Genomic DNA, 24,732 nt, shown 5'->3' with positions numbered 1-24,732 from the left:
ATCCGCGGGACAGGCCGCGCTCCGCGCCTGCTGCCAGCATGTTGTCAGCAGCCGGTCTCTACAGTGCGCCGCCATGACCCTCACACAGTTCTACGGCGCATCCAGCCTCGATGGCTTCATTGCCACGGCAGACCATGACCTTGGCTGGCTCTTGCAGTTCGGCGAGATCGAGGGCTCCAGCTACCCTGCTTTCATCCGCGACGTGGGTGCGCTGGCCATGGGCTCGCACACCTACGAATGGATGCTGAAACACGCCATCGACGCGGGCCAGCCCTGGCCCTACGTGCAGCCCACATGGGTGTTCAGCACGCGCACGCTGCGCGCCATCCCGGGCGCCGATGTGCGCTTTGTGCGTGGCGATGTGCGGACCATGCACCAGTCCATGGTGCAGGCGGCAGTGGGGCGCAATGTGTGGATCGTGGGCGGGGGCGAGCTGGTGGGGCAGTTTTATGACGCGGGCCTGCTGGACGAGTTGATCGTGCAGATCGCACCGGTCACACTGGGTGCGGGCAAGCCGCTGTTGCCACGCCGGATCACACAATCGGCGCTGCGCCTGCAGTCGGTGGCAACGCTGGGCGGCCTCTTTGCAGAGCTGCGGTACAAGGTGCCGCCAGCCTCGCAACGCAACCCATAGCCACCCCTCTTTAAGCTATTGTTTTTATAGCTACTTATGCTTATCCATCAAGCGCCAGAGTCACTTTGGATGTAAAAAAAAATCAACCCAGCGGCACCGCCTTGTTCACCGGGTGCGACAGCACCAGCGAGGTGGAGACGCTGCCAAACGCGGCCAGCACATCCACCACGCGCTCCAGGTCGGCGGGCTGGCCGAAGGCGCAGCGCACCACAAAGCAGTCTTCGCCGGTCACGCGCACAACATCCAGCACTTCGGGCAGGGACTGGAACAGCAACACATAGCGCTGGATGTGTTCGTGCGTGGTGCGCACCCGCACCACCGCTTGCAGGCCCAGGCCCACGGCGGCCAGGTTGATGCGGGCCGCGTAGCCTGCAATCACGCCCGCGTCTTCGAGCTTTTTCACACGCTCGCTCATCGCAGGCTGCGACAGGCCGATCTGCTTGCCCAGCGCCGACAGGCTTTGCCGCGCATCGTGCTGCAGGGCCATGAGGATCTGCCGGTCTTTTTTGTCCAGTTCCACGGGGTGCTTTCTTTGAACAGGCTCTTAACGATGACTTCAAGGTTTGGGCGGGCGATTTCCGATGAGCCCCCCTGGCCGCAACTGCGGCGGTTTCCTATTGTTGGCGGGCAGTGATGGATCTGCTTTGAGAACAAGGACATTGAATGACGACGCGACCTGTTTTGCTGATTCCGGGCATCTACAACTCGGGCCCCACACATTGGCAGTCATTGTGGCAAACCCGGCACGCGGGCGTGGCGCGGGTGGAGCAGGCCGACTGGGACCACCCCGATTGCGACACCTGGGTGCGCACGCTCGATGACGCCATTGATGCATCGCCCCAGCCCCCCATCCTGGTGGCACACAGCCTGGGCTGCCTGGTCGCGGTGCACTGGGCCGCGCGCCACCACCGGCCCGTGCATGCGCTGCTGCTGGTGGCGGTGCCAGACCCCGGGGGGCCGAATTTTCCGGCCGACGCCAAAGGCTTTGCCCCACTGCCTGCCGTGCTGCCCGCCCAGCCCGACCTGCCAAGACGGGTGCTGATGAGCAGCACCAGCGACCCGTATTCCACCCCCAACTTTTCGGCGCAGTGCGCCAGCGCCTGGAACGCCGAGCACGTGGTGCTGGGTGAGCGGGGCCACCTCAATGCCGACAGTGGCCTGGGTGACTGGCCGCAGGGATGGGAGCTGGTGGCGCGCTGGCGCGGAGAGTGAGAACCGCTGCGGGGATTGCCACGCCCCTCTGAGAGCGCAGGCCCAGAGCGCTCGGGCCCCAGTGCCTGGAACCTCCGCGTCAGCCACCGATGGCTTGCGCCTGGTCCATCACGAGGTAGCGCTTGACCAGATCGAAGAAGCTCTCGTAGAAAGCGTCCTTGGAGATGGTCTCGCTGCCCACCTTGACCAGCGATTCGCTGCTGGAAGAAAACGGCAGCGACACGGACCCGATGGCGCCCACGCCCACGCTGGCCGAGTTGTTGGTCTTGCGCAGGGCATAGGTGTCCTGCAGCGCCGTCACAAAGCCCAGGCTCACCTTGCCGTCATTGGCCTCGGGCACACACACCACGCGCACCACCATCTGCAGATGCGATTCGGCTTCGGGCTGAAAGCTCTTCTTGCCCTCAATCAGCTCGGTCTGCTGGGTGGAGATGACGTAGCCTTGGCTCAGCAGCGCGCGGCGCGATGCCTCGCAGGTCTGGGCGGGCGTGGCATCAAACAGGCGCGAGTAGGTGGCCACCGAGCCAAAACTCTCCTGCACCCCAAACGTCTTGGGCGTGGTGCCCACACAGCCTGCCAGCAATGCGGCCAAGGCCACGCCACCTGCAGCGGCGCCAGAACGAACAGTGAAGCGGGTCGGGAAAAGGCACAAACGCAAGGGCGGGCACTCCTTCGGGGTCATCAACATCATCAAGAAAGTCGTCATTGCGGGGGGCATTTCCGGTTGCCATAGCGGCGCAGAACGGCTGCCATGGCGTTCTGACAGTCTGCACCACACCCGGTTCCCGTTGATTCTAGAAAGCCCTATGCCCAGCCTGGCACAACGCCCTTGCCCGTGGAGGGGCTGAAAGCGTGGTAACCACAGCCCAAAGCCCTGCACGCACGCCCTGCACACCATTTCGGGCATTGCACGCGTCAAGGTATCAATTTGCAGCAGCCCGTAAAGGCAACACGCCAAATGCTACACTATTGATAGCTGCTAGCGCTTATCCATCAAGCGCCAAGTGGCAATTTGGCACAACGATCTGTCACCTGCCTTCTTGCGCGCCTTTCACCATTCCTCTCTCCCCTGCTGCCGTGCCCCTTGCCTCCCTGCTTTGCCTGGTCGTCGCCATCAGCGACGGCGACACCCTGACCGTGCGCTGCGGCGCGCCCGGCGCCTACCAGCAGGTGAAGGTGCGTATCGCCGCCATCGACGCGCCCGAGTCGCGCCAGGCCTTTGGCCAGAAGTCACGGCAGCACCTGGCGCGGCTGTGCTTCCGGCAGCGCGCCACGCTGCAGCCCGTGGACGAAGACAGCTACGGCCGCACGGTGGCCCATGTGCGCTGCGGCAGCACCGATGTGGCCACGGCCCAGGTGCGCGCTGGCCTGGCCTGGGTGTACACGCCCTATGCCGAATCCCGGCCGCAACTGGTGGCGCTGCAGCGCCAGGCGCGCAGCAGTGGAGCGGGTTTGTGGTCACAGAAGCGGCCCCTGGCGCCGTGGACCTACCGGCACCGGCACACGCGTTGAGCGGCGCCGCGCGCTCAGCAGACGTGGCCCGAAACCGATAGCATAGCCCGCTTGCCCATGCTTGCCCTCGCTGGCCTTTGTTCACTGATTTGCGTGGGCCGCCCAGGGCACCCTGCAAGCTGCATTTTGGCAACCGCGCCTCTGGCTTCTGTGCTTTGGTTTTCTGTTTTCTCCGCCAACCTCTTGCCTCGCTCCGCTCTGTGACAGCCCCTTCTGCCCCGCCCTCCGCACCACCCAAACCTGATGTGGGCGCCACGCCCGCAAGCGTCTATCGCCACGCCGGTTTTGTGTCGTTTCTGATCGCCCGCGTGGTGGCCGTGGTCGCCACCCAGGTGCAGGCCGTGGTGGTGGCCTGGCAGGTGTATGACCTCACCCGCGAGCCGCTGGCACTGGCCTATGTGGGTCTGGCGCAGTTTCTGCCCATGCTGGCCCTGCTGCTGCCAGCAGGCGATTTGATCGACCGCTTTGACCGCAGGCGCATCCTGGCGCTGGCCTGGTCGGTGGGCGGCGTGTGCAGTGCATTGCTGTGGTGGTTGTCGGGCCACGGGGCCAGCGGCGTGGCGGGTATCTACGCCGTGCTGGTGCTGTACGGCTGCGCACGCGCGTTCTCGGGCCCAGCCATGCAAAGCCTGCTGCCGCAGATCGTGCCGCGCGGCCAGCTCGCGCAGGCCATTGCCGCCAACAGCATGCTGATGCGCGTGGCCAGCATTGGCGGGCCGCTGCTGGGCGGGCTGCTGTATGCGCTGGGCGGCGGCGAGCTGACCTACGCCGTGTGCTGCGCGTGTTTTGTGCTGGGCGTGGCGCTCCTGCTGCGTGTGGTGGTGGCCCATGCCACTGCGCCCGGCCCCGCGCAGGGAACGATGTTCGAGCGCTTTGGCGCAGGCATCACCTTCATCCGCACCCGGCCCATCATCCTGGGCACCATTTCGCTGGACCTGTTCGCCGTGCTGCTGGGCGGCGTGGTGGCCCTGCTGCCCATCTACGCGCAAGAGGTGCTGCATGTGGGCCCGGCCGGCCTGGGCGCGCTGCGCAGCGCCATGGCCGTGGGCGAGGTGGGTGCGGGGCTGTACCTGAGCATGCGGCCCTTCAACCGCCATGTGGGCCGCACCATGTTCATTGCGGTAGCGGTGTTTGGCGTGGCCAACCTGGTGTTTGCGCTCTCGCACTGGTTCTGGCTGTCGTTTGTGGCGCTGATGGTGGCGGGCGCGGCCGACATGGTGAGCGTGTACATCCGCGGCGCGCTGGTGCAGTTCTCCACGCCCGACACCATGCGCGGGCGGGTAAACGCGGTGAACATGCTGTTCATCGGCTCGTCCAACGAGCTGGGAGAGTTTCGCGCGGGCACCAGCGCCGCCTGGCTGGGCGTGGTGCCCGCCGCCGTGGTGGGTGGCCTGTGCACGCTGGGCGTGGTGGGCGGCTGGATGCTGGCGTTCCAGACGCTGCGCAAGGTGGACCGGTTTGAAGAGGCGGCGCAAGCGACCGCCAGGGCGCAGTAGGCCGCCTTTCTCCGAACTCAGAAACTACTATTTTGATAGCTACCAGCACATACCCAACAAGCGCTGGAGGCACTTTTCATTCAAACTTTCACCTTTGCATCAGGCATTGAACGTGCCCGTGAGCAGCTCGGGCAGTCGCTCGACCCTCATCTTGAAGCCGCAAGCTTGCGCATGGCCGCCGCCGCCCATGCTTTCGGCCAGCGCGATGCAGTCAAAGTTGCGCTGCGCACGCAGCCCCACCTTCACACCTTTTTCGCCAGCGCTCCACATCAGCGCAAAGGTGCCGGTCTTGGCCGAGAGGATGTCGCCCACCAGGCTGTGGAACATGCCGGGCGCATTCACCATCAGCCCGGTGATGCCGTTGAACACCAGCGGCTGCGCGCCTTCGGCAATGTCGGCGCAGAGCTTCTTGTACTTCTCGTCCATGGCCTCGCCGCGCACCATGAACTCCTTGAGTTGCTCGGGCGTGAAGGCCGCGATCTCGCGCCAGCGCGCAAAGTCCTGTTCTTCCATGTCGAGGGCCGACAAGAACGCGGCGCTCTCGGCAAATTCCCACTTCCAGATGTCGCGGTCTTCCACGTACTTGAGCAGCTCAGGGATGGGCTCGTGCGGGTGAAAGAACTCCCACGCCAGGCGCGCGCCCGACTTGCTCATGTCGAAGTGCACCACACCGCAGCGGCAGGCAAAACCGGTGAGTTTCTCGGCGGCGCTCTTGTGGTGGTCCAGCATCACCAGCTTGGCGGCACGCTCGTTGATGGCAGCCATCACCTCGGCGGCAAAAGAAAAGTCGAGGATGTACACCGCACGGCCTTGCAGGGGCGGCAGGTCGTCCACAGACTTGACATCGCCGTGGTCGAGCCCCACGTATTCAGCACTGTCGCCGTAGTACAGCCATGCGGCCAGCGCCGCGCCAAAGCCATCGGGGCAGTTGCGGCCGTGGTACAGGATCAGCGGCGCGGGATCGTTCTTGTCGGGGGCAACCAGGAGTTGCAGGGGGAGGATGGTTTTCTTCGTCATGGCCCCCGATTGTCGCCGGGGCAGTGCACCATGCGAGCGCAAAGTTCGCAGTCCGCCCGCGCGCGCTGCGGGAACCAACCCATGCACCGCGCCTCCACCCCATTTGCCCCGCACACCGAAAAGCCCCCGATGTTCCGAACCCTCAAAGACCTGTTTGACAGCTTCACGCAGCCCTCCACCACCCAGTCGCCCGCCGCGCGCGCCCACGCCGTGCAACTGGCAGCCGCCGTGCTGCTGGTGGAGGTGGTGCGGTTTGATGCCGCCATGGACGACGCCGAGCGCTCCACCATGGTGACCGCCCTGCGCAGTAAATTTGCGCTGAGCGATGATGAGCTGGAGCGCCTGCTGGAACTGGCTGTGAACACGTCCCGCAGCGCATACGACTACCAGCGCTTCACCGGCAGCCTGAACGACCACTTCACACAACCGCAGAAAGTGCAATTGGTCGAGGCCATGTGGCAGGTGGCGTACGCCGACTCGCGCCTGGATGAAAACGAGATGCACACCATCAGCAAGGTGGCCGGGCTATTGCACGTAACGCACGGCGAGTACATCGCGGCCAAGATGCGGGCAAAGGAAGGAAGCCCACTCTGAGTCGCTTTCGGCCCTTCCATCCGAGTGGGACGCCCCCCGTCCGTGCGGCGAGGCGGCTGCTGGCCTGGACTGCGCGGGCTCTAAGGGTGCGCCTGCGCTTCGCGTCTACACCGGCAGCCAGCGCCACCAGAACGGTTTGCGCTCTTCCTTGGCGCCTCGCGCTTGCAGAAACGCAATGAACTCGCTGCGCTGATGGCGCCGGGCAGCCTGCAGGGGCGTCATGTCATCAAAATCGGACTTGAGGTGCGGATCAGCGCCGTGCGCCAGCAGGTAGTGCGCGATCTCGCTGTGGCCGTGGATCAGGCTGGCAACCAGTGGCGTGCACAAAATCTCGGGGTGCTGGTAGTTGGGGTTGACGCCCGCGTTGATGTGGTGGCGCACCAGCGCCAGGTCGCCCGCCACGGCGGCGGCGTACATGTCTTTCCAGTCTCCAGCGGACATACCTGGGCATCCTTTGCAAGGGTTGAACGGGGCCAGTGTAGGCAGCAGCGCGTGCGGCACAATCCGCGCCTTCCCTTATCGTCCCTTGTCTTCCCCGGCGGCAACGCCCTCCTTCATGTACCCTCCCCTGCACATCCTCTGGCGCGACGAGCACCTGGTGGCCGTCTACAAGCCTGCGGGCTGGCTGGTGCACCGCACGGGGCTGGACGCGGGAGAAACACGGTTTGTGATGCAGACCCTGCGCGACCAGTTGGGCCAGCATGTGTACCCCGTGCACCGGCTGGACAAGGGTACCTGCGGCGTGCTGGTGATGGCGCTGCACAGCGATGCGGCGCGGGCGTTGTCGCAAGCCTTCGAGCACGGCGCCACGCACAAGCGCTACCTGGCCCTGGTGCGCGGCTGGGCGCCCGAGGCCATCGAGGTGGACCACGCCTTGAAGCCCGACGATGCCCCGGCCGATGCGGCCGTGCAGGACGCCCACACCCGCTTTCGGCGCCTGGCGCAGCTCACGCTGCCCGAGGCCAGTGATGCGCGTTTTGCCACCACCCGCGCCTCGCTGGTCGAGGCCATCCCCACCACCGGGCGGCGCCACCAGATACGCCGCCACCTCAAGCACCTGGCCCACCCCATCATCGGCGACGCGACACACGGCAAAGGCCCCCTCAACCGCTGGTGGGCCGAGCGGCTGGGGCTGCAAAGGCTGTGGCTGCATGCGTGGCAGCTGGCGGTGCCGCACCCGGTGTCGGGCGCTGTGATGACGTTTGACAGCGGGCTGCCATGGCCGGGGCCTGCGGGCTGGGGCCCCGGGCACGACACGGCAGAGATTGCCAACGCCAGCCCCGTCTCCGATTGGCAGCGGCTGTTTGCACGCTTGCCGTGGGAAGAGACGCAAGGCACGCCCACTGCACCGTAACCCGGGCGACACGACGACAGCGCACCCGTCGAAATAATGGGCACTCCAAAAATCAGGAGACTCCGCCCATGACCGCACCCGCCACCAACCGCGTCCTCGCCCACACGGGCGCGCGCTACCCCATCATCCAGGCGCCAATGGGCTGGATCGCGCGCACGCAGCTGGCATCGGCAGTGTCCCGCGCGGGCGGGCTTGGCATCATCGAGACATCGTCGGGCGAGACCGCCAACTGCCAAGCCGAGATCACCAAGATGAGCGCACTGGGCCTGCCGTTTGGCGTGAATCTGCCCATCCGCTTTTTGAAGGACGACGCCATGCTGCGCTTTGTGTGCGCGTCGGGCGTGAAGTTTGTGACCACCTCGGCAGGCAGCCCGGCCAAGTTCATTGCGCCGCTCAAGGATGCGGGCATCACCGTGTACCACGCGGTGCCCACGGTGGACGCGGCGCTCAAATGCGTGGACGCAGGCATCGACGGCCTGGTGGTCGAAGGTGGTGAAGGCGGTGGCTTCAAGAACCCCGAAGAGGTCTCCACCCTGGTGCTGCTGCAAGCCATCCGCGCGCGGGTGGATGTGCCGCTGGTGGCGGCAGGCGGCATCTGCGACGGGCGTGGCATGGCAGCGGCCTTTGCGCTGGGGGCCGAGGCAGTGCAGATGGGCACGCGGTTTGTAAGCTGCGCCGAGAGCCCCGTGCACGCCAACTACAAGAACGCCATCGTCGATGCGGGCGTGACCGGCACCTGGATGCTCAACACCAAGGCCAGCCCCTGCATCCGAGCGCTCAAGTCGCAGCGAACCCAGGCCATCCATGAGGCAGGCCTCATGCCCGCCGACAGCTTTGCGGGCATCCAGCGCGTGTACTTTGATGGCGACATGGAGGCCGCACCGGCCCTCGCGGGCCAGACCGCCGGGCTCATCGATTCCGTCAAGACCGCGCAGCAGATCATTGACGACACGGTGCAAGAGTTCTTTGCGATCAGCCAACGCATGGGCGCCTTGGCTGCAGCGCGGTCATTTGGCTGATCGCCATCGCAGCGCAGGGGTAGGGCCAGGGCTCTACGCCGCCTTCGCGCCCAGCGCACGCATGCGCGCCTTCCACTTGGCAATCCCATCGTCGCCCAGTTGCTCCACGCTGCCCACCAGCGTCTCATGCACCGGCGCAATGCCCACAAAGCCCAGGATATTGCGCTCCAGCGACTTCACGCTGTGCGCGCGGAAGTACCAGCGGTAGACCAGCGCTGGCATGCCCATGGTGACTACCACCCGCGCACTGCGCCCTGTGAGCCCCTTGCGGCCAAAGGGGTTGCTGCCTTCGGTATTGAAGGCAAACCCGGGTCGTGCCACCTGCTCCAGAAAACCCTTGAGCAGGGCTGGCATGTCGCCCAGCCACAGCGGAAAGAACAGCACGATGTGCTGCGCCCAGCCGATGTCCGCCTGAGCAGGCTTGAGCGATGCGGGCAGCAGGCCCAGCTCCCACTCGTGCTGGCTGCGCAGCAGCGCAAAGTCGATGGCAGCCACCTCGATCTCGCGCACCTCGTGGCCCGCCGCGATGGCCCCTTGCGCATAGGCCTGCGCCAGCGCGTGGCACAGGTGGGGCGCACTCGCGTCCGGGTGGCCCTGTATCAGAAGAATGCGTTGGGGCGTCATGGCAAAAACTCCTCGCGGCGCCAGGCCCGCCGGTGATGGCGGCCGCTGCAGGCACCAAGGCAAATCGTGACACGCGCAACCCCGGGGTGCAAGCGCCGAGCAGGTGGCGCCACCCGCAGGGACGGGTTGGGGAGGCGCGGGAGGAACATGGCTATGGGCGGCAACCGTCAGGCGCTTCACTTTTGATAGCTACCAGCGCTTTACCATCAAGCGCTAGATGCCAATTTCTATCAAAACCTGGCGCCCACACCCAGCCAAGCAGTCGTTGGCGTGCGTCGGCAGTGTCCTACCACCGCGCTCGCCCGCCACCGGTAGACGCTGCCGCGCCGGAGCAGCACAGTCGCAGGGCAGCACTGTTGCTGCGCCCCCTCCTCCGCTGGACTCCCCGCCATGCCACCACACGCGCACCGCTCTCTGGGCACACCGCCCGCCCTCGCCACAACGCCGGTCACCGGGTGCAAGGAACATGGCCATGGCTGACCTCTGGCAGGAGATCGCCAGCACGGTGGCCTCGGAATTCTCGGACGTGCCCGATGCGGCACAGGCCACGCGCATCGTGGTGCGCCTGGCCATGGCAGCGCTGCTGGGCGGGCTGCTGGGTTGGGAACGCGAACACGCGGGCAAGGCCGCTGGCGTGCGCACGCACATGCTGGTGGCCATGGGCGCGGCCCTGTTCGTGCTGGTGGCGCAGCAGGCCGGCATTGAAGCGGCAGACAACAGCCGCGTGCTGCAGGGCATCATCGCGGGCGTGGGGTTCCTGGGCGCGGGCACCATCCTCAAGGGCGATGCCGAAAGCCAGGTCAAGGGCCTGACCACAGCCGCTGGCATATGGCTCACTGCCGCCATCGGCGTGGCCGCCGGGCTGGGCCGCGAAGCCACGGCGGTGCTGAGCACGGTGCTGGCGCTGGTGGTGCTGTGGGCCATTCCGATGCTGCACGACAAGGTGAGCCACAACGCAGCCAACCACGAGGCGGACTGAGCCGAGCCGAGGCAGCCCGCTGGCGCGGGCTGCGCTACACTTTTTCGCCCACCAACCCCCTGGCTGCGGCGCAGGCCCACGCGCCGCAGGCAGCCACATCTCGTTACCCCATGCACAGTCTTCCAGCGCAGCACCGCTGCCTTGGCGGCACAGCTCCTGCGCCGTTTGCCACCCTGCCACCCGCCACAGCCTGCAGCCTTCCTGTGGTGGTACAACCATGACGCGGACGAGCGACACCGAGGCTCAGCCTGCCGCATCTGCAGCCGCGACCACAACTGCGACTGCGACGGCCACCACAGCGCAGGCGGCAGCCTCGGGCAACCTGCGCGGCATCGTCGCCATGGTCGCGGCGGTGGGGGTGTTTTTCGCTGATGGACGCCCTGCTCAAGACCCTGTCGGCCAGCTACCCCGCCATGCAGGTCGCGGCGCTGCGCGGCTGGGCTGCATTGCCGCTGGTGGCGCTGTATGTGCTGTGGCGCGGCGAGGTGCGGGGCTTGCTCAAGGTGCGCTGGCCGCTGCACCTGCTGCGTGGCGTGCTCAACGTGACCATGCTGGGCCTGTTCACCTACGCACTCAAGGAGCTGGGCCTGGCCGAGGCCTACACGCTGTTTTTCATCGCCCCGTTGCTGATCACGGCGCTGTCCACCGTGGTGCTGGGCGAGAAGGTGCGCGCCGCTCACTGGGTGGCGATCGTGCTGGGCATGGTGGGCGTGGTGGTGGCCCTGCGGCCCAGCCAGGACGCCTTTTTCACGCTGGGCGCGCTGGCGGTGCTGGGCGCAGCGTGTGGATACGCCGTTTCGGCCATCACGGGGCGCGTGCTCAGTCGCACAGACTCCAGCGCCAGCCTGGTCTTCTGGACCACCGCCTTGCTGGCGCTGGGCGCGGGCACGCTGGCCTGGCCCAACTGGGTGGGTGTGGCGCAGGCGCACTGGCCGCTGGTGGCGGGCCTGGCGGTCACGGGGTTTCTGGGGCAGCTGGCGATCACCGAGGCGTTCCGGCACGGGCAGGCGTCGGTGGTGGCGCCGTTTGAATACACGGCCCTGGCCTGGGGCATGGGGCTCGACTGGGTGCTGTGGCAGGCCGTGCCGGGGGTTTCCACATTGCTGGGCGGCGCGATCATCATCGGCAGCGGGTTGTATCTGGTGCGGCAGGAGCGGACGCAGGCGGTGGTGCCTCCATGAGGTGAAGCTCCCCCTGAGTCGCCTTCGGCGCCTTCCCCCTCTCTCGCTGCGCGGGAGGGGGACGCCACCGGTGGCCTGGCAAAGCCAGTTCCACGGTGGCGCTGGCCTGGGTTGTGCCAGTTTCTTGAGCGGCGCCAGGGACAACGACGACCTTGCAGGTGGCGGCACCTGCCCGCGCCGTCGCACGGCATGGTCTTACACCCCGGCAGGCGCATGGGCGGTGCAATAGGAGGTCCATCACATCGGCACCACCAAAAAGGAATTCACCATGACCCAGCACGCCACCATTGCAGGCCACGTTACTTACACCCCGGGTGACGGAGCCCCGTTGACCATTCCGAAAGGCCCCGTGGAGCTGGAGCCTTCCAAAGACAGCACCACCTTGAGCTGGACCGCAGACAACGATGCCGTGGGCTCCGCCGCGATCCCGAAGGACCAGTTCAACCAGTACGTGCGCGAGGGAAAAATCCGCATCCAGAACTGAGCGGTCAGCATCGGGTACTATGAAATTAATAGCGGCCAGCGCTTTATGATCAAGCGCCAGAGCCCTATTTCATGCGATATTCACGATGCAAGCCGAAGACATCCTTCATTTCTGGTTCGAAGAACTCACCCCCGCCCAGCACTTCGTACAAGAGGACGCCATCGACGCGATGATCCGTGTCCGCTTCGGTGCCACCTGGCAGGCAGCGCGGCAGTGCGAGTTGTGGAGCTGGCGCGGCACACCCCAAGGCCGCCTGGCGGAGATCCTGGTGCTGGACCAGTTCTCGCGCAACATCCACCGGGGCTCGCCACTTGCATTTGCGCAAGATGCCCAGGCGCTCGTGCTGGCGCAGGAGCTGGTGACCGGGCAGCACGACAAGGCACTGGCCCCCACCGAACGCGCCTTTGCCTACATGCCCTACATGCACAGCGAATCGCTGGTGGTGCACGCCCAGGCGATGGTGCTGTTTGACCAGCCTGGGCTGGAAAACAACCTGAAGTTCGAGGTGGCGCACCGCGACATCATTGCGCGCTTCGGGCGCTACCCGCACCGCAACGCCGTGCTGGGGCGCACGTCCACAGCGCAGGAGCTGGCCTTCCTCGCGCAGCCCGGCTCGTCCTTCTGAGCTTGCCGGTCCTTGCCGGTCAGATCGGCCGGGTCAGGTACACCGCCTCGCGGCCCACGATGGGCTCGCGCGTGGGCATCATCACCGTACAGTCGTCGCACAGCGCGCGGATCTCGTGCGGGCCATCGGTGGCGATGAGTTCGCCCTGGGCAAACACCTCAAAGCCCTGCACAGGCCGCGTGAAGCGAAAGTCCGGCGTGCGCACCATACAGGTCTCCAGCAGCTCGTAACGGCGCTGCGGGCCTGGCGCGGGGCGGTTGGCAGCGGCTTCGACCAGCCCGAAATGCGCCAGAAAATCCAGCGCCACGGCCGTGGCCACGTCGGCCGTCGACTGGCGGAAATGCTGGCCACACTCCACCACCAAAGCCACCCCATCGCTCTCAGCCAGCCCATGGCGGCCGTGCTGGATGAGCGGCGTGCCCGAGCCCAGCCCGCTGGGCATCACCAGGTGCACGGGCGGACGGCCAATGGCCAGCGCCACCTGCGCATTGCGCGGATAGGCGGGGTACACCCAGAAAGGCTGTACGTCCTGGCTGGTGGAGTGGATGTCCAGGATGTGATCGGCCGCAGCCACCACCGGGCGCAACGCACGGGCGCGGTCCAGCTCGGGGCTTGCGGCCGTGCCGTCCAGTTCACCGGCGGACCAGATGCGGTTGAGGTTGTGCACCAGCTGGCGGCTTTCAAACGGACGGGATGGGTCAAACGATGCATACGCCGCCACGTTGGCAAAGCTGATGGTCAGCGTGCCAATCCGCGGGCGCACGCCCGTGTCCAGCAGATGCGTGGCCGCCACCATGCCGCAGATCTCGTTGCCATGCGTGAGCGCATTGATGAGCACGTGGGGGCCTGGCTGGCCCGATTCAAAACGGTGCACGTAGTCGATGCCCACATTGCCCTGGCGGTAGGCAGAAAGGTCGCGGGGAAGGACTTCGAAAACGGGAGAGTTTTGTGTCATGGCGGGCAATTAATAAGACAACACATCATTTTCTGCGCAAAACAGAAACCACACTGCATGCGGTGTACGATGCCCCGCCCGTTTGTTCCACCGCCCTGCCGCACCATGCCCCCTGCACGACTTTGCCCGCTGGCCGATGCGGCCGCCTTGCTGCCCGCCGACAGCTGGATCGCCCAGCGCCTTGCAGAGGACCCGGATGCGCTGGCCACGGAAACCGTGCTCTGCATCACCGGCGATGTGCAGGTGCCCGAACTGCACCTGGATGCGCCCCTGGCCAGCGGCAGCCCGCTGCGGGCGCTGCTGCAGGGCGGCAACAACACCAACCAAGCTCCCACGGGCCAGCCCTTTCTGATCCTGATCGAAGGGCATCTGCAGATCGACGGCGCGCTCACCTGCGACGACACCGATGGCACCACGCACCTGGTCGTGCTGGGCGACGCGCGCATGCACAACGCCGTGGTGGGCGGCCAGCTGCTTTATGTGCAGGGCGCGCTGCAAGTGGCCGACCTGCTGTGGGGCGACTACAACCATGGCGGGCTCACCGTGCGGGGCGGGCTCACGGCGCGGGTGGCGCTGTTCACGGATGAATACCACGTGGACATCACCGGGCCCGAGCAGGTGGAGTTCCTCATCGACGAAGTGCGCAGCGTGCCGCACCTGGCGGAGTTTTCCAGCGAGATCGCAGGCATCGTGTTCCCGCCCGAGTTCCATGACGGCATCGACGATGGCGAGAGCGGCATCAGCAGCATGCTCGACCGCCCCCGCGTGGTGGCCGCCGTGCGCGCGGGCGAGAACGCCACGCGCAGCAGCGCCGAGATCCATGCCGCCCTGCCGCTGGAGCCAGGCCTGTTTGCCGACGAAGCGATCAACGTGCAGAACATCCTGGCCGCAGTGCACACGCCCGTGATCGCCCCCAAGGAGCACACGGCCACCGGGTGGTTTCAGCAGACCGATTTTTCGCTGTGCCAGCGGCATGTGGACGCAGACGGCGACCAGCGCGACGACAACGTGTTCATCACCGTCTGGAAGACCTGGGACTTTTACCTGTCGGTGTCGCAGGGGCCCGAACGCCAGGGGCTGCTGGCGCGCCTGGCCGCCGCCATGCTGGGCCGCAAGGTGCCGACCACCGCGCAGCTCACGCTGGTGCACCGCGCCTACAGCGAAGGCGAACCCGGCGAGTGGCTGCCCCTGGCGCCCGACACCCATCCCGAAGCCTGGCAGGCCTGCACAAAAGCATGGCGCGGCGTGCTGGACTACCTGCGCAAGGCCGTGGGCCAGCACCGCGCCCGCTACCCGCTGCACCAGCGCCTGGTGGCCGAACTGACCGCAGAGCGCATCGAAGACTTCACCACCCTGCCCGTGTTCACCGAGCGCTACAACGACTGGTGGGACAGCGACAAGAACGGCTGGTGGGAAGGCGACGTGTGGGTGGGTGCGCGCCAGCCCTGCATGCACGAAGGCGAGCCTTGGGGCCGCGCCCTCAAGCTCAGCTGGGAAAACGGCGACGAAGCCCCCGGCGACGAAGACGACAACGCCCACAGCGCCTACCAGATCAACGTGGAAGCCGCACTGAACGGGCCTGCCGTGGTGGAGTTCACCTGCGCGCAGCGCCAGAGCGACGCCCGCACCACACTGCCCCGCAGCGCAGCCGACCACATTGTGCGGCTGCTTCGTTTTTACGGTGCGGCCCAATCGCGCGTGCGCGCCCAGCACGAACAGGAGCAGGCCCGCCAGGCCGAGGCGCAGCGCATTGCGGCAGCCGTGCACCTGCTGGCCACACCGCCCATGGCGCCCGATGTGCCCGATGCAGCGGTCTTCCCCGTCGAGCTGATGACGCTGTCAGACCAATGGCAGGCCGATGGGCAGGGCTACGTGGCCGCCATCCGTGCCCACCAGTTGGCCATGGATGCTGCCGAGTCAGGCAACGCAGACAGCGCGGAGACCGCTGCAGAAGGCGACGATGGCGATAACGAAGAAGGTGATTCCGAGAACGACCTCCCGGAAGACCCGCGCAAGGCCGCCGCCCCCACCGTGCTGCAGTTGGCCCGCGTGGTCAACACCCACGCCGACGAAGACCTGGCCGACCGTTTTCGCCAGCGCTTTGCGTTTGCTCCCGACGCTTTCATGCAGCACGCCGCCGACGCTGGAAGCTTCATCGGCCCCGTGTTCGCGCTGGACGACGGCCGTGTGGTCGCACGCATCGGCCCGGTGTACGACGACGCTGCCCACTGGCTGGTGCTGCAAGGCCTTCAGCACACACCGCTCCCTGCCCTCAAAGGCCTGGGCCGCTCACCCGACCGGCGCTGCTTTGCGCAAAGTGACGGCCAGCACATCACCACGCACCAGGGCTTTGGCGGCCCGGTCATCGCCCGTTTTGCGCTGCCGCAGGGCAACGAGGCCCTGCCGCCACATGTGCAGGTGGTCGCAGGGCCCTTGGGCCAACGGTGCGATGAGTTGATCCCCTTCAACAACGGCCAGCGCGTGCTGCTGCGCAACCCCACGGGCGTCTATCTGTTGCACGCCGAGGGTGCCGCGGGAGCCAGCAGCCCCGTGCAGCGCATCCACCCGCAAACCTTTGACGAAGACGGCCCCTACACCTGGCCCAAGAACCAGCAGGACGAATCGGTGAACGGCGCCGAGGTCACGATGCTGGCGCTCGACATGCTGCACATGGCCCTGTCACCGGACGAGCGCTACATCGCCGTGGGCGACCAGGACAGCGTGCACATCCTGCTGAACGCCCGAGGCCAGGTGGTGCGCCGCTACGAGCCCCTGTCGTCCTACCCGCACCACACCACCTTCTCACACGACGGCACGCAGCTGTTTGCCAACTCCTGCCACTTCTACGGGGGTTGCACGCTGGCCGCGCCAGTGAGTGCAGCGTTGCCAGACCTCGCGGCAGACAGTGGAGAAGAAGAAACGCACGAAGCCCCGGCCATCAACACCCAGTGGCGCGTGTATGCATCTGCCACCCTGCCGGGCATGGTGGTGCTGGGCGATGCCAATGGCTACCTGCACGCCATCAGCGACGACGGGCGCCCGCTGTGGCGCCACCACATCGGCAGCACCATCAGTGCCATGGACATGTCGCCCGACGGCAGCACGCTGTGGGCCGCCAGCTACGGCGGCTACCTGGTGCACCTGGAGCGCGTGGAGACGGGGATGGACCCGTATTCCATCGGCACATCGCCGTATGCGGAGGTGCGGCGGTGGATCTTCTGGAGCGATGAAACCGGGCCGTTGCGGTGGTAGGCGATGTCGCACTTTGACGGCTAGGCGTCAGCTTCGGACGCTCGATACAGAGGTGCGAAAGGAATGGGTAAATCATGAGACCGGATGCGTCTGCAACGGCCTGGGAAGTTCAACATGCCACATCCATGGCGCACCGCTTCAGGCTGGTTGCGGGCACTCGCTCCGTCTTTGCGAATGCGTACTATCGGCCGAGGCTGTGTGGAAACGCTCAACGAGTATGTGTGCCAGTCCCGTCACGCGTCACTGAGCCGCATTTTCCAGCAGCTCTGTTGAGTAGTCGTTTTGGAGCACCTTGGGCCTTGCGACGCATTTCTGAGGCCTTTCTCGGCCTGTAAAAGCCAACAAAGGCTTTACGCCTTCACCATCCGCATCGCCAGCATCATCTGCGCGATACCCATCACGCTCATCACCCGCTTGAGGTTGTAGGCCAGCACATGCAGGCTCATCTCGGTGCCCACGTGCTTGAGGGTCTTCATCAAGAAGTGAATTGAGCCCATCCAGTGCTTGAGTGTCCCGAAGACATGCTCCACGGTGGACCTGCGCAACGTCATGGCCTCGGGGTTACCGTCTAGCCGTTGCTGAACGCGCGCCAGAACATCTTCGTGCTCCCATCGGCGAATGCGCCGGTTGCTACTGGTCGTGCACTTGGATTTGAGCGGACACTTTGGGCAGGCACTAGACCAATAGACGCTCAGATTCAGACCCTTCTCGAGCGTTTTGAAGCGATGGATCGCACGCTCGCCTGCAGGGCACTGGTACTCGTCATCCTTAGCGATGTAGATGAAGTCGGCCTTGTCGAAGCGCCCTTCAGCCTTTGCGTTTGACGTCATCGGTTTGGGCACGAAGGTCGTGATGCCAGAGTCTTCGCAGGCCTTGAGTTGCGGGCCGCTGAAGTAGCCTCGGTCGGCGAAGGCTTGCAAGCCCTGGCTCCCCATAGCCTGGTCTGCGGCACAGGCCATGTTGTGCAACTGCGCACGGTCATTGCCAACGTTCGTCACCTCGTGCGCGACGACCAAGTGGTGCTTGGCATCGACAGCGGTCTGCACGTTGTAGCCCACCAGGCCCGATCCCTTGGCCTGGGTTGCCATCGAACGTGCATCGGGATCCGTGAGGGAGATCTGGCCATCGGGCAGGCTCTTCAATTGCTCCTTGAGACCGTCGAGTTGCCGCATCTGCTCACGCAGCTTTTTTAGCTTCTCCTGCAGTCGTTCTGTCTTGGCTTCGACCTCTGCCGGCTGCGTGCGGTCAGCGGTCTCCAGCGCGTCCAGGTAACGCTGGATACTCTGCTCGATCTGCTGCTGGCGGGCCTCGATCTTGCCGGCGGTGAAGTTGCGGTCACGGCTGTTGACGGCCTTGAACTTGCTGCCGTCGATGGCCACGATGGCCTGCGAGAAGAGGTTCAACTGTCGGCACATGGCGATGAAGCGCTTGCAGACGTTGCGGATGCCAGCGCCGTTGCTTCGACGGAAGTCCGCAATGGTCTTGAAGTCCGGCGCAAGGCGCCCGGTCAGCCACATCAGCTCGACATTGCGCTGGGCTTCACGCTCCAGCCTGCGGCTCGATTGGATGCGGTTGAGGTACCCGTAGATGTAGAGCTTGAGCAGGACAGCGGGGTGGTACGAAGGCCGGCCAGTGACTGCCGGATTGATCCCATCGAAACCAAGTGCCCGAAGATCCAGTTCTTCGACAAACACATCCACAACACGCACCGGGTTGTCCTCTGCGATGTAGTCGTCCAAGCACTCCGGCAGCATAGTGATCTGTTGTCGGTCTTCGCCTTCGATGAATCGCTTCATGGGGGCACCTCGCTTGAATCGGGTGCTGCTATTTTAGTTTTGGACCGCAATCGTGGGTGGAGTTTTCACACAGCCTCGGCCAGAAGCGGACGTCGCCAGATGTGCAGAATTCGCTCGGCTGCGGTCACTCGCGGTGATTGGTAACCGCACGTTGAAAGGAACTTGGTGGCGCTTTGGGCTCCTGATGCTCTCGTCGAGGTGCGATTTTTCCCGTCGGACGCAGGCGGGCGAGCGGGGCCGACTCCCACCGGCTGGTGGGGCTGCCCGTTGAGCATCAGTGGTGAACTCTTTGACGGAAGGTTTGACCTTTCCGAAACGGGGCCGCTGCGGCCAGGAGAGTCGCGCGTCGTGCCCGTGAAATTCCTCAGCCCGGATATCGTGAGGACTCGCATTACCGAGGGTCAGGAGTTGCAAGTTTGGGAGCGAGGGTTCGTTGGGGAAGCCGCAGTTTTGGCTTTGTACTGGTAGGCCGCATCCGGCCAAAACGGAAATTGGAGCGAAGTTGAACAGCCCCGATCAACTAAATGTTGCAAAAGGCTATCTGGTAGAAGCCGCCAAAGAACTCGATGCAGGACATGTCAATTTCCTTGATGGCATTCGACGAATCATGTCGCTCAAGTGGTCGGTATCTCAACTTGATCATGACCCTGACTTCTCCATCTTTGTTGTCGTGGACAGCGAATCTGACCACCTACCAGGAGCGGAGCAGCGGCACCTCTGCAGCCAAGCCTGGTTGAAAGAATGTGATCTACAAACCGCACGGCTGGAAGCTTTTTGGGGTCGGGAGGTCCGTACTGCGTGTGCTGCTCTGGTCACACGATTCTCAAATTAGGTATGTCCGCTTCGGGCCCGCTAGCGTCCCTCGCCTTGGGGCAGAATCCGGCCAGAAGCAGCCGCCTGGCTATAGCCGGCGTTTTCCATAAGGCCTTCAAAGACGAGGCTAATCAGGTAGAGGTGGCAACTTGTTTAGTGGAGATGACCTGTTGCCAGGTTGGATTGAATCCAAGACGACACATCAGTTACCGCAATGGCATGTCGTTGATTGAACGTCCCGCTCTTGTCCCATGCCACGCCGCGTCCTTGGGCAAAAGCCGCGCGGTACTTGCGCATCATGTTCTGCGGGTCGCACGCCAACTCGTCCATAAGGTACTTCTCAGTCCACTCCGACCGACTGAAGGGATGGCCAAGAGCTGCTTGCAGTTTGTCCGCCACCTCACCGTAGGTCACCGTGTCGCCAGCCAGAAACACAATCTCATTGCGGATGCGTGGCTGGGCAAACACCACCTCGGCCGTGAGCGCGCCAATATCGTCGGGCGTGGTCAGCGTCACAGCGGTGTCCAGGCTACCCAGGCCGTGGACTGCATGGTTCTGCAGGTCGACGACGCCAAACTCTGGCTCGAATAGATAGCTCATGAACATGCCGGTGGAGATGACGACCCACTCCATGTTGTCCTGGCTGCGCAGCAGCTCGCGCACATCGAGCTGTGCATCGAAGATGTCCTGTGGGCCGCCACGGCCAATCACGTCGAAGTCGACACCGAACTGCCAAGGGAAGTAGCGGGGAATGCCTGACAGCAGCGCAGCGCGCGCCAGCTTCATCGGCGTGTTGATGCCGGCGGCGTAGCCCGCGCAACCGATCACCGTGTCGTAGCGGGCGAACACCACGGCCAGCTCATCAATGGAGCTTTTCACCAGATCGCCCAGGACGATCTCGATGTCGAGGTCGCGAATCTCGGCGACATCCCGCTGCTTGGCAGGCTCGAAGGATTCCACGGCACTGGCGCGCAGCAGCACGCTGATCTTTGCACCGTCCACTCTCGTGGCGCGACGTGCGAGGTTGCGGAGCACCGGCATGCCGAGTTCGCCGGCACCGAGGACGAGAATGTTTTGAGAGGTAGCGTTAGGATCTGACGGGTTCATCGTGTGGTTTACAAAGTAGAAAGTTGGGCCAGTCTAGCCACGCCTCGCTTGCAATGTAAGAAGGCACACGCGTGATACCGGGAGCAAAACCACAGTGAATCGAAACGAAATTCTTCAGTACGCGCAGACCGTTTGCGACGGCCTGCGGGACGATGATGACGGTGTTCGGCGCGAGGTGCTGGCGCATGCGGGAAGCCGCTGGTCGCTTGGCATCGTCCACACACTGGGCGTTTATGGCAGGCTGCGCCACGCGGAAATCGGCAGGCGCATGCACGGAGTGACTCAGCGCATGCTGACGCTGACACTGCGGCAGCTAGAGCGCGACGGGTTGGTGCTCCGTCACGACTTCGAAGAGGTGCCCCCCCGAGTCGAGTACGAGCTGACTGATGCGGGCATGGAGTTGCTTGTGCGCATGGTCCCGCTTTGGACATGGATTGTCGAAAATGCCGACCGCTTCCGGGAAGCTCGACAGAGTTTCGATAGCCATCACCGCGAATAGGCTCCTAGCCACGACTACTCAACGACTTGAGAGGTTTGTTGGACTATACGGTCGGATACCGTGTGTGTTTATTGAACGGGTGCGACATGCACAGGCCATGCGGTGATGGTGGCAGACGGCTTTGGGCCCTTAGCTGAAGTTAACCTGCAGCCAACAAAAGTGTCGAATGCTCGTGGAGCCCTTCACAATAAAGTCCAGCCCACTTTTTTCGAGATGCCTACTTCTCATGAAGAACAAATTCTTGCTGCTGCAGCAGGTGCTGGAACGGCTCGCCGAAGACCTGCTGCAAGCCGAACAGGCAGTTCGGGCGGCGCATGAAACGGCGACTCACGAAGAAAATATCGCCGAAAACAAATACGACACATTGGGACTCGAAGCCGCCTACCTGGCCACCGGCCAAGCTCGGCGCGCTGAAGCCATACGCCAGGCGATGGCCAATTGGCGCCAATTCCGCCCAGGCCCCTACGACGCCAGCAAAGGTATACAGCTCGGCGCACTGGTCTGTCTGGTCGATTCCGACGACAAGCAGCAACAGGTCTTTCTCGGCCCGGATGGGGGCAGCATGAAGTTGGTCAGCGGCGCACAGCTCGTTCAGGTCATCAGCAGCGAAGCCCCTTTGGGCAGGGCCATGCTGGGTAAATGCGAGGGTGATGAGGTGTCGATACAGGTCGCTCTCATCCGTCAGCAATTTGAGGTACTGCGGGTTCAATAGGCAACAAGCCAGTTCGAGCCGAATTGGTCGAGGTCAGCAGACGTTCAGGCGTCATGAACGTACCGGCTGGCTGACAAGGTCAGCAGTGCTTTGAAATTGGCCACTGGGTCCGAGAGTTACTGGCGCACGAATGAGCGCTGAGTGGCCCAGACCGTGGTCGCAGAGGGCCGACATCACAGGCAGCAACCGCTGCATCGACGTCATCCAGATCTTGAAGATGCGAGATGGCAACGGGTTGATAGTCCTCATCCGCACGGTGGCTATTGGCACGGCTTTCAACGCGATGGCTGCCAGCCATGATCGCAAGGAACGCTGACCGCTACCCATGCGCCGATAGGCGCAGCCACCCCCACAACCCCTCCCTCAAAAATGCGGCCCAGGCCCTTCCTGGGCCAGCGCATCCTGCGCATTGCGCAGCGGGCAGACCTTGAGCGACAAACAACCGCAGCCAATGCAGCCATCCAGCTGGTCACGCAGAGCCATGAGCGTGCGGATGCGCTCGTCCAGATCGTCGCGCCAGCGGGCGGACAGGCGGCGCCAGTCGGCCACCGTGGGCGTGCGCCCGGCGGGCAGCGCCTGCAAGGCCTCGGCGATGGCGGCCAGCGGCACGCCCATGCGCTGCGCAACCTTGATCACCGCCACGCGGCGCAGCACGGAGCGAGGGTAGCGCCGCTGGTTGCCCGCATTGCGGACGCTGGCGATCAGCCCGCGCGATTCATAAAAATGCAGGGCCGACACGGCCAGCCCGCTGCGGCTGGCGACCTCGCCCACCGACAGCTCGGATTTTTCGCACAGCTCGGACGGATCAGCATGCGCGTCCGCTACCACGCGGGCAACGGGAATGCGGGGCTTGCCTGGTTTCACAACAACTTCTGCAAGGGCTTTCTTCACGGCGATTGACCTCAATTTAACTTGAGGTTTGATACTAACCCACGAAGCCCTTGCAACCGCCGCCGATGCCGCTGCGACTGCGGTCGCCCAGGCTTTCCGGCAATTCCACCTTGGGTTTCACCTTCACATCCCTTCTCAGGATTTCTGCACCATGCGCCTTGATACCGCAACAACCCAGCACCCCGCCACGGCAACTTCCACGCTGCGCTTCATCAACCCGCCGGGCCTGTACGACCCGCGTGCCAATGGCTACACCCATGTGGTGGTGGCGCCCGCCCCGGCACGCACTGTCTTTGTGGCGGGCCAAGGTGGCGAGAACGCGGCGGGCCAGCTGTCTGCCGACTTTGGCGAGCAGCTGCGCCAGGCGTTCACCAACCTGCGTATCGCATTGGCAGGCGCGGGGGCCAGCGTGCACGATGTGGCAAAGCTCACCGTGCTGGTGGTGGACCACACCGAGCAGCGGCTGGCACTGTTCAGCCAGGCGGTGCGCAGCCTGTGGCCCGATGGGGCGGCACCAGCCTGCACGCTGATCCCGGTGCCCCGGCTGGCGCTCGACGGCATGCTGATTGAAATCGAGGCCACAGCAGTGATGCAGGCATGAGCTGTGCATGCACACCACCCCAGGCAACCACTGTCCCCAAGATGAGCACTCCACCGTACTCCCGCTCCGCATCCACCACACCGCCCAGCACGCCCCGCGCAGAGGCGCCAGGCCTCAGCACGCCGGTGCTGCTGCTCATGGCCGTGGCCTGCGGGTTGTGCGCGGGCAGCAATTACTTCAACCAGCCCCTTCTGCACTCCATTGCCACGCAGTTGCAGGTGCGTGACGCCTCGGCGGCGCTCATCGTCACGCTGGCGCAGGTGGCCTACGCGGCGGGTTTGTTGTTGTTGGTGCCGCTGGGTGACATGCTGGAGCGGCGGCGGCTCATCACCACGCTGATGTTGCTGGCGGCCCTGGGGCTGTTCACCAGCGGGTTTGCAGGCAGCTACGCCCTGCTGGCGCTGGGCACGGTGCTGACGGGGCTGTTCTCGGTGGCGGCGCAGGTGCTGGTGCCGTTGGCGGCCACGCTGGCTGCGCCGGGCCGCAGTGGGCGAGCGGTGGGGCTGGTGATGAGCGGGCTGCTTGTGGGCATTCTGGCGGCGCGCAGCGTGGCGGGGCTGTTGTCTGAACTGGGTGGCTGGACGCTGGTGTACCGCGTGGCGGGCGTGGCCATGGTGGCCGTGGCGCTGGCGCTGTGGTGGGTAATGCCCCGCTCGCGAAACGCTGGGCGGGCCCAGGGGTATGGCCAGGTGCTGCGCTCTCTGGGCACGCTGGCCCTGCGCCACCCCCGGCTGCGCAGCCGGGCCTTGCTGGGCGGGCTGTCGTTTGCGTCGGTCAGCGTGTTGTTCTCCACCATGGCGCTGTTGCTGGCGGGGCCTGCCCACCGCCTGGGCGATGCGGGCATCGGCCTGGTGGGGCTGGCGGGCGTGGCCGGTGCGCTCATGGCCAATGTGGCGGGCCGCATGGCCGACCGTGGGCAGGCCCAGGTGGCCACGGCCGTTTCGGTGGGGTTGCTGCTGCTGGGATGGGGCGCGCTGTGGCTGGGCGCCACCAGCCTGGTGTGGTTTGTAGTGGGCATGCTGGTGGTGGACCTGGCGCTGCAGGGCGTGCACATCAGCAACCAGAACGTGATCTACCGGCTGGACCCCACGGCCCGTGCGCGCATCAATGCGGTGTACATGACCAGCTACTTCACGGGCGCGGCCAGCGGGTCGGCTCTCGGGTCTGTGGCCTGGCTATGGGGCGGCTGGGCCGCCACCTGTGCGCTGGGTGGGGGCATCGCGGTGCTCAACGCGCTGGCACTGGTGCATGACCAGCGCCTGGCTCTGCGAGCGCAGCCTGCGGCAGCGAACCCCGCTGCGGCGCAGCCCGCCATACGCTGAAAGGGGCCGGTTTGTGACGTACCATCCTGGCACGGTCCCATTCCGAGACCTTT

Annotated in this window: 26 protein-coding genes and 1 pseudogene; 18 read left to right on the top strand and 9 right to left on the bottom strand. The window is 65.0% G+C overall.

What is annotated here, in order from left to right:
• Positions 1-73 precede the first annotated feature (73 nt).
• Positions 74-634, top strand: coding sequence for a dihydrofolate reductase family protein (locus tag EXV95_RS00400; RefSeq protein WP_176885383.1), 561 nt, complete (start codon positions 74-76; stop codon positions 632-634).
• An 82-nt stretch (positions 635-716) separates the two neighbouring features.
• On the opposite strand, the gene EXV95_RS00395 is transcribed toward EXV95_RS00400, so the two are convergent.
• The gene (locus tag EXV95_RS00395) at positions 717-1,154 is read right to left on the bottom strand and encodes an Lrp/AsnC family transcriptional regulator (RefSeq protein ID WP_176885382.1); all 438 of its coding nucleotides are present in this window, start codon (positions 1,152-1,154) and stop codon (positions 717-719) included.
• A gap of 143 nt (positions 1,155-1,297) precedes the next feature.
• Here EXV95_RS00395 and EXV95_RS00390 point away from each other — a divergent pair, with 143 nt between their 5' ends.
• The gene (locus EXV95_RS00390) at positions 1,298-1,846 is read left to right on the top strand and encodes an alpha/beta hydrolase (RefSeq protein WP_176885381.1); all 549 of its coding nucleotides are present in this window, start codon (positions 1,298-1,300) and stop codon (positions 1,844-1,846) included.
• A gap of 79 nt (positions 1,847-1,925) precedes the next feature.
• Here the strand turns inward: EXV95_RS00390 and EXV95_RS00385 are convergent, their stop codons facing one another.
• On the bottom strand, positions 1,926-2,528 hold the full coding sequence (locus tag EXV95_RS00385) for a DUF2242 domain-containing protein (RefSeq protein ID WP_370460283.1): 603 nt from the start codon (positions 2,526-2,528) through the stop codon (positions 1,926-1,928).
• Between the two features lie 395 nt (positions 2,529-2,923).
• Here EXV95_RS00385 and EXV95_RS00380 point away from each other — a divergent pair, with 395 nt between their 5' ends.
• Complete coding sequence (locus tag EXV95_RS00380; RefSeq protein WP_176885380.1) at positions 2,924-3,358, top strand: thermonuclease family protein; 435 nt, start codon at positions 2,924-2,926, stop codon at positions 3,356-3,358.
• Between the two features lie 200 nt (positions 3,359-3,558).
• Complete coding sequence (locus EXV95_RS00375; RefSeq protein WP_176885379.1) at positions 3,559-4,854, top strand: MFS transporter; 1,296 nt, start codon at positions 3,559-3,561, stop codon at positions 4,852-4,854.
• Positions 4,855-4,953: 99 nt separating this feature from the next.
• On the opposite strand, the gene EXV95_RS00370 is transcribed toward EXV95_RS00375, so the two are convergent.
• The gene (locus EXV95_RS00370; protein ID WP_176885378.1) at positions 4,954-5,871 is read right to left on the bottom strand and encodes a DHH family phosphoesterase; all 918 of its coding nucleotides are present in this window, start codon (positions 5,869-5,871) and stop codon (positions 4,954-4,956) included.
• Between the two features lie 129 nt (positions 5,872-6,000).
• On the opposite strand from EXV95_RS00370, the gene EXV95_RS00365 reads away from it, so the two are divergent.
• A complete protein-coding gene (locus EXV95_RS00365; protein ID WP_176888890.1) occupies positions 6,001-6,465 on the top strand; it encodes a TerB family tellurite resistance protein in 465 nt (154 codons plus the stop codon).
• Positions 6,466-6,570: 105 nt separating this feature from the next.
• Here the strand turns inward: EXV95_RS00365 and EXV95_RS00360 are convergent, their stop codons facing one another.
• On the bottom strand, positions 6,571-6,906 hold the full coding sequence (locus EXV95_RS00360; protein ID WP_176885377.1) for an ankyrin repeat domain-containing protein: 336 nt from the start codon (positions 6,904-6,906) through the stop codon (positions 6,571-6,573).
• Between the two features lie 115 nt (positions 6,907-7,021).
• Between EXV95_RS00360 and EXV95_RS00355 the strand changes: the two genes are divergently transcribed.
• Positions 7,022-7,819: a pseudouridine synthase gene (locus tag EXV95_RS00355; RefSeq protein ID WP_176885376.1), complete on the top strand. Its 798-nt coding sequence runs from the start codon at positions 7,022-7,024 to the stop codon at positions 7,817-7,819.
• Between the two features lie 68 nt (positions 7,820-7,887).
• Complete coding sequence (locus EXV95_RS00350; RefSeq protein WP_176885375.1) at positions 7,888-8,838, top strand: nitronate monooxygenase family protein; 951 nt, start codon at positions 7,888-7,890, stop codon at positions 8,836-8,838.
• 33 nt (positions 8,839-8,871) lie between these two features.
• On the opposite strand, the gene EXV95_RS00345 is transcribed toward EXV95_RS00350, so the two are convergent.
• On the bottom strand, positions 8,872-9,462 hold the full coding sequence (locus tag EXV95_RS00345; protein ID WP_121419494.1) for an NAD(P)H-dependent oxidoreductase: 591 nt from the start codon (positions 9,460-9,462) through the stop codon (positions 8,872-8,874).
• A gap of 472 nt (positions 9,463-9,934) precedes the next feature.
• On the opposite strand from EXV95_RS00345, the gene EXV95_RS00340 reads away from it, so the two are divergent.
• The 4 genes and pseudogenes from EXV95_RS00340 (at position 9,935) to EXV95_RS00325 (ending at position 12,731) form a co-directional block, all read left to right on the top strand.
• Positions 9,935-10,441 (top strand): MgtC/SapB family protein, encoded by a 507-nt coding sequence (locus tag EXV95_RS00340; RefSeq protein WP_176885374.1) that lies wholly within the window; start codon positions 9,935-9,937, stop codon positions 10,439-10,441.
• Between the two features lie 217 nt (positions 10,442-10,658).
• Positions 10,659-11,622 (top strand): annotated as a pseudogene (locus EXV95_RS00335) (DMT family transporter).
• A gap of 268 nt (positions 11,623-11,890) precedes the next feature.
• Positions 11,891-12,106: a hypothetical protein gene (locus EXV95_RS00330; RefSeq protein ID WP_055398867.1), complete on the top strand. Its 216-nt coding sequence runs from the start codon at positions 11,891-11,893 to the stop codon at positions 12,104-12,106.
• A gap of 85 nt (positions 12,107-12,191) precedes the next feature.
• Entirely contained in the window at positions 12,192-12,731 is a 540-nt protein-coding gene (locus EXV95_RS00325) for a DUF924 family protein (protein WP_176885373.1), read from the top strand.
• 19 nt (positions 12,732-12,750) lie between these two features.
• Here EXV95_RS00325 and EXV95_RS00320 read toward each other — a convergent pair whose 3' ends face one another.
• Entirely contained in the window at positions 12,751-13,686 is a 936-nt protein-coding gene (locus EXV95_RS00320; RefSeq protein ID WP_176885372.1) for a succinylglutamate desuccinylase/aspartoacylase family protein, read from the bottom strand.
• Positions 13,687-13,791: 105 nt separating this feature from the next.
• Between EXV95_RS00320 and EXV95_RS00315 the strand changes: the two genes are divergently transcribed.
• On the top strand, positions 13,792-16,938 hold the full coding sequence (locus EXV95_RS00315) for a WD40 repeat domain-containing protein (RefSeq protein WP_176885371.1): 3,147 nt from the start codon (positions 13,792-13,794) through the stop codon (positions 16,936-16,938).
• A 350-nt stretch (positions 16,939-17,288) separates the two neighbouring features.
• Here the strand turns inward: EXV95_RS00315 and EXV95_RS00310 are convergent, their stop codons facing one another.
• Positions 17,289-18,734, bottom strand: a complete 1,446-nt coding sequence (locus EXV95_RS00310; protein ID WP_176885370.1) for an IS1182 family transposase — start codon at positions 18,732-18,734, stop codon at positions 17,289-17,291.
• A gap of 502 nt (positions 18,735-19,236) precedes the next feature.
• Here EXV95_RS00310 and EXV95_RS00305 point away from each other — a divergent pair.
• On the top strand, positions 19,237-19,566 hold the full coding sequence (locus tag EXV95_RS00305; protein ID WP_176885369.1) for a hypothetical protein: 330 nt from the start codon (positions 19,237-19,239) through the stop codon (positions 19,564-19,566).
• A gap of 134 nt (positions 19,567-19,700) precedes the next feature.
• Here the strand turns inward: EXV95_RS00305 and EXV95_RS00300 are convergent, their stop codons facing one another.
• A complete protein-coding gene (locus tag EXV95_RS00300; RefSeq protein ID WP_176885368.1) occupies positions 19,701-20,654 on the bottom strand; it encodes an aromatic alcohol reductase in 954 nt (317 codons plus the stop codon).
• A gap of 94 nt (positions 20,655-20,748) precedes the next feature.
• Between EXV95_RS00300 and EXV95_RS00295 the strand changes: the two genes are divergently transcribed.
• From EXV95_RS00295 to EXV95_RS00285, 3 genes are all read left to right on the top strand, one after another.
• Positions 20,749-21,153 carry a helix-turn-helix domain-containing protein gene (locus tag EXV95_RS00295; RefSeq protein ID WP_055400648.1) on the top strand — a complete coding sequence of 135 codons (405 nt, stop codon included), beginning with the start codon at positions 20,749-20,751 and terminating at the stop codon, positions 21,151-21,153.
• A gap of 226 nt (positions 21,154-21,379) precedes the next feature.
• Entirely contained in the window at positions 21,380-21,865 is a 486-nt protein-coding gene (locus EXV95_RS00290; protein WP_176885367.1) for a GreA/GreB family elongation factor, read from the top strand.
• Positions 21,866-21,995: 130 nt separating this feature from the next.
• The gene (locus EXV95_RS00285) at positions 21,996-22,181 is read left to right on the top strand and encodes a hypothetical protein (RefSeq protein WP_176885366.1); all 186 of its coding nucleotides are present in this window, start codon (positions 21,996-21,998) and stop codon (positions 22,179-22,181) included.
• 47 nt (positions 22,182-22,228) lie between these two features.
• Here the strand turns inward: EXV95_RS00285 and soxR are convergent, their stop codons facing one another.
• Positions 22,229-22,693 carry a redox-sensitive transcriptional activator SoxR gene (gene soxR / locus EXV95_RS00280; RefSeq protein WP_304503277.1) on the bottom strand — a complete coding sequence of 155 codons (465 nt, stop codon included), beginning with the start codon at positions 22,691-22,693 and terminating at the stop codon, positions 22,229-22,231.
• Positions 22,694-22,907: 214 nt separating this feature from the next.
• Here soxR and EXV95_RS00275 point away from each other — a divergent pair, with 214 nt between their 5' ends.
• Positions 22,908-23,357, top strand: coding sequence for a RidA family protein (locus tag EXV95_RS00275; protein WP_121507048.1), 450 nt, complete (start codon positions 22,908-22,910; stop codon positions 23,355-23,357).
• A 41-nt stretch (positions 23,358-23,398) separates the two neighbouring features.
• Complete coding sequence (locus EXV95_RS00270; protein ID WP_176885365.1) at positions 23,399-24,679, top strand: MFS transporter; 1,281 nt, start codon at positions 23,399-23,401, stop codon at positions 24,677-24,679.
• Positions 24,680-24,732 lie beyond the last annotated feature (53 nt).

The sequence above is a fragment of the Acidovorax sp. JMULE5 genome (genome assembly GCF_013376875.1).
GTDB lineage: Bacteria > Pseudomonadota > Gammaproteobacteria > Burkholderiales > Burkholderiaceae_C > Acidovorax > Acidovorax facilis.
The sequence above is the reverse complement of the archived record's forward strand: the minus strand, read 5'-3'. Positions and strand labels throughout refer to the sequence as shown.

Coding starts and splice junctions, on each gene's coding strand:
- EXV95_RS00400 (WP_176885383.1), top strand. CDS start 74: ATGACCCTCACACAGTTCTACGGCGCATCCAGCCTCGATGGCTTCATT.
- EXV95_RS00390 (WP_176885381.1), top strand. CDS start 1,298: ATGACGACGCGACCTGTTTTGCTGATTCCGGGCATCTACAACTCGGGC.
- EXV95_RS00385 (WP_370460283.1), bottom strand. CDS start 2,528: ATGACCCCGAAGGAGTGCCCGCCCTTGCGTTTGTGCCTTTTCCCGACC.
- EXV95_RS00370 (WP_176885378.1), bottom strand. CDS start 5,871: ATGACGAAGAAAACCATCCTCCCCCTGCAACTCCTGGTTGCCCCCGAC.
- EXV95_RS00365 (WP_176888890.1), top strand. CDS start 6,001: ATGTTCCGAACCCTCAAAGACCTGTTTGACAGCTTCACGCAGCCCTCC.
- EXV95_RS00360 (WP_176885377.1), bottom strand. CDS start 6,906: ATGTCCGCTGGAGACTGGAAAGACATGTACGCCGCCGCCGTGGCGGGC.
- EXV95_RS00355 (WP_176885376.1), top strand. CDS start 7,022: ATGTACCCTCCCCTGCACATCCTCTGGCGCGACGAGCACCTGGTGGCC.
- EXV95_RS00350 (WP_176885375.1), top strand. CDS start 7,888: ATGACCGCACCCGCCACCAACCGCGTCCTCGCCCACACGGGCGCGCGC.
- EXV95_RS00345 (WP_121419494.1), bottom strand. CDS start 9,462: ATGACGCCCCAACGCATTCTTCTGATACAGGGCCACCCGGACGCGAGT.
- EXV95_RS00340 (WP_176885374.1), top strand. CDS start 9,935: ATGGCTGACCTCTGGCAGGAGATCGCCAGCACGGTGGCCTCGGAATTC.
- EXV95_RS00330 (WP_055398867.1), top strand. CDS start 11,891: ATGACCCAGCACGCCACCATTGCAGGCCACGTTACTTACACCCCGGGT.
- EXV95_RS00325 (WP_176885373.1), top strand. CDS start 12,192: ATGCAAGCCGAAGACATCCTTCATTTCTGGTTCGAAGAACTCACCCCC.
- EXV95_RS00320 (WP_176885372.1), bottom strand. CDS start 13,686: ATGACACAAAACTCTCCCGTTTTCGAAGTCCTTCCCCGCGACCTTTCT.
- EXV95_RS00315 (WP_176885371.1), top strand. CDS start 13,792: ATGCCCCCTGCACGACTTTGCCCGCTGGCCGATGCGGCCGCCTTGCTG.
- EXV95_RS00310 (WP_176885370.1), bottom strand. CDS start 18,734: ATGAAGCGATTCATCGAAGGCGAAGACCGACAACAGATCACTATGCTG.
- EXV95_RS00300 (WP_176885368.1), bottom strand. CDS start 20,654: ATGAACCCGTCAGATCCTAACGCTACCTCTCAAAACATTCTCGTCCTC.
- EXV95_RS00290 (WP_176885367.1), top strand. CDS start 21,380: ATGAAGAACAAATTCTTGCTGCTGCAGCAGGTGCTGGAACGGCTCGCC.
- EXV95_RS00285 (WP_176885366.1), top strand. CDS start 21,996: ATGAGCGCTGAGTGGCCCAGACCGTGGTCGCAGAGGGCCGACATCACA.
- EXV95_RS00275 (WP_121507048.1), top strand. CDS start 22,908: ATGCGCCTTGATACCGCAACAACCCAGCACCCCGCCACGGCAACTTCC.
- EXV95_RS00270 (WP_176885365.1), top strand. CDS start 23,399: ATGAGCACTCCACCGTACTCCCGCTCCGCATCCACCACACCGCCCAGC.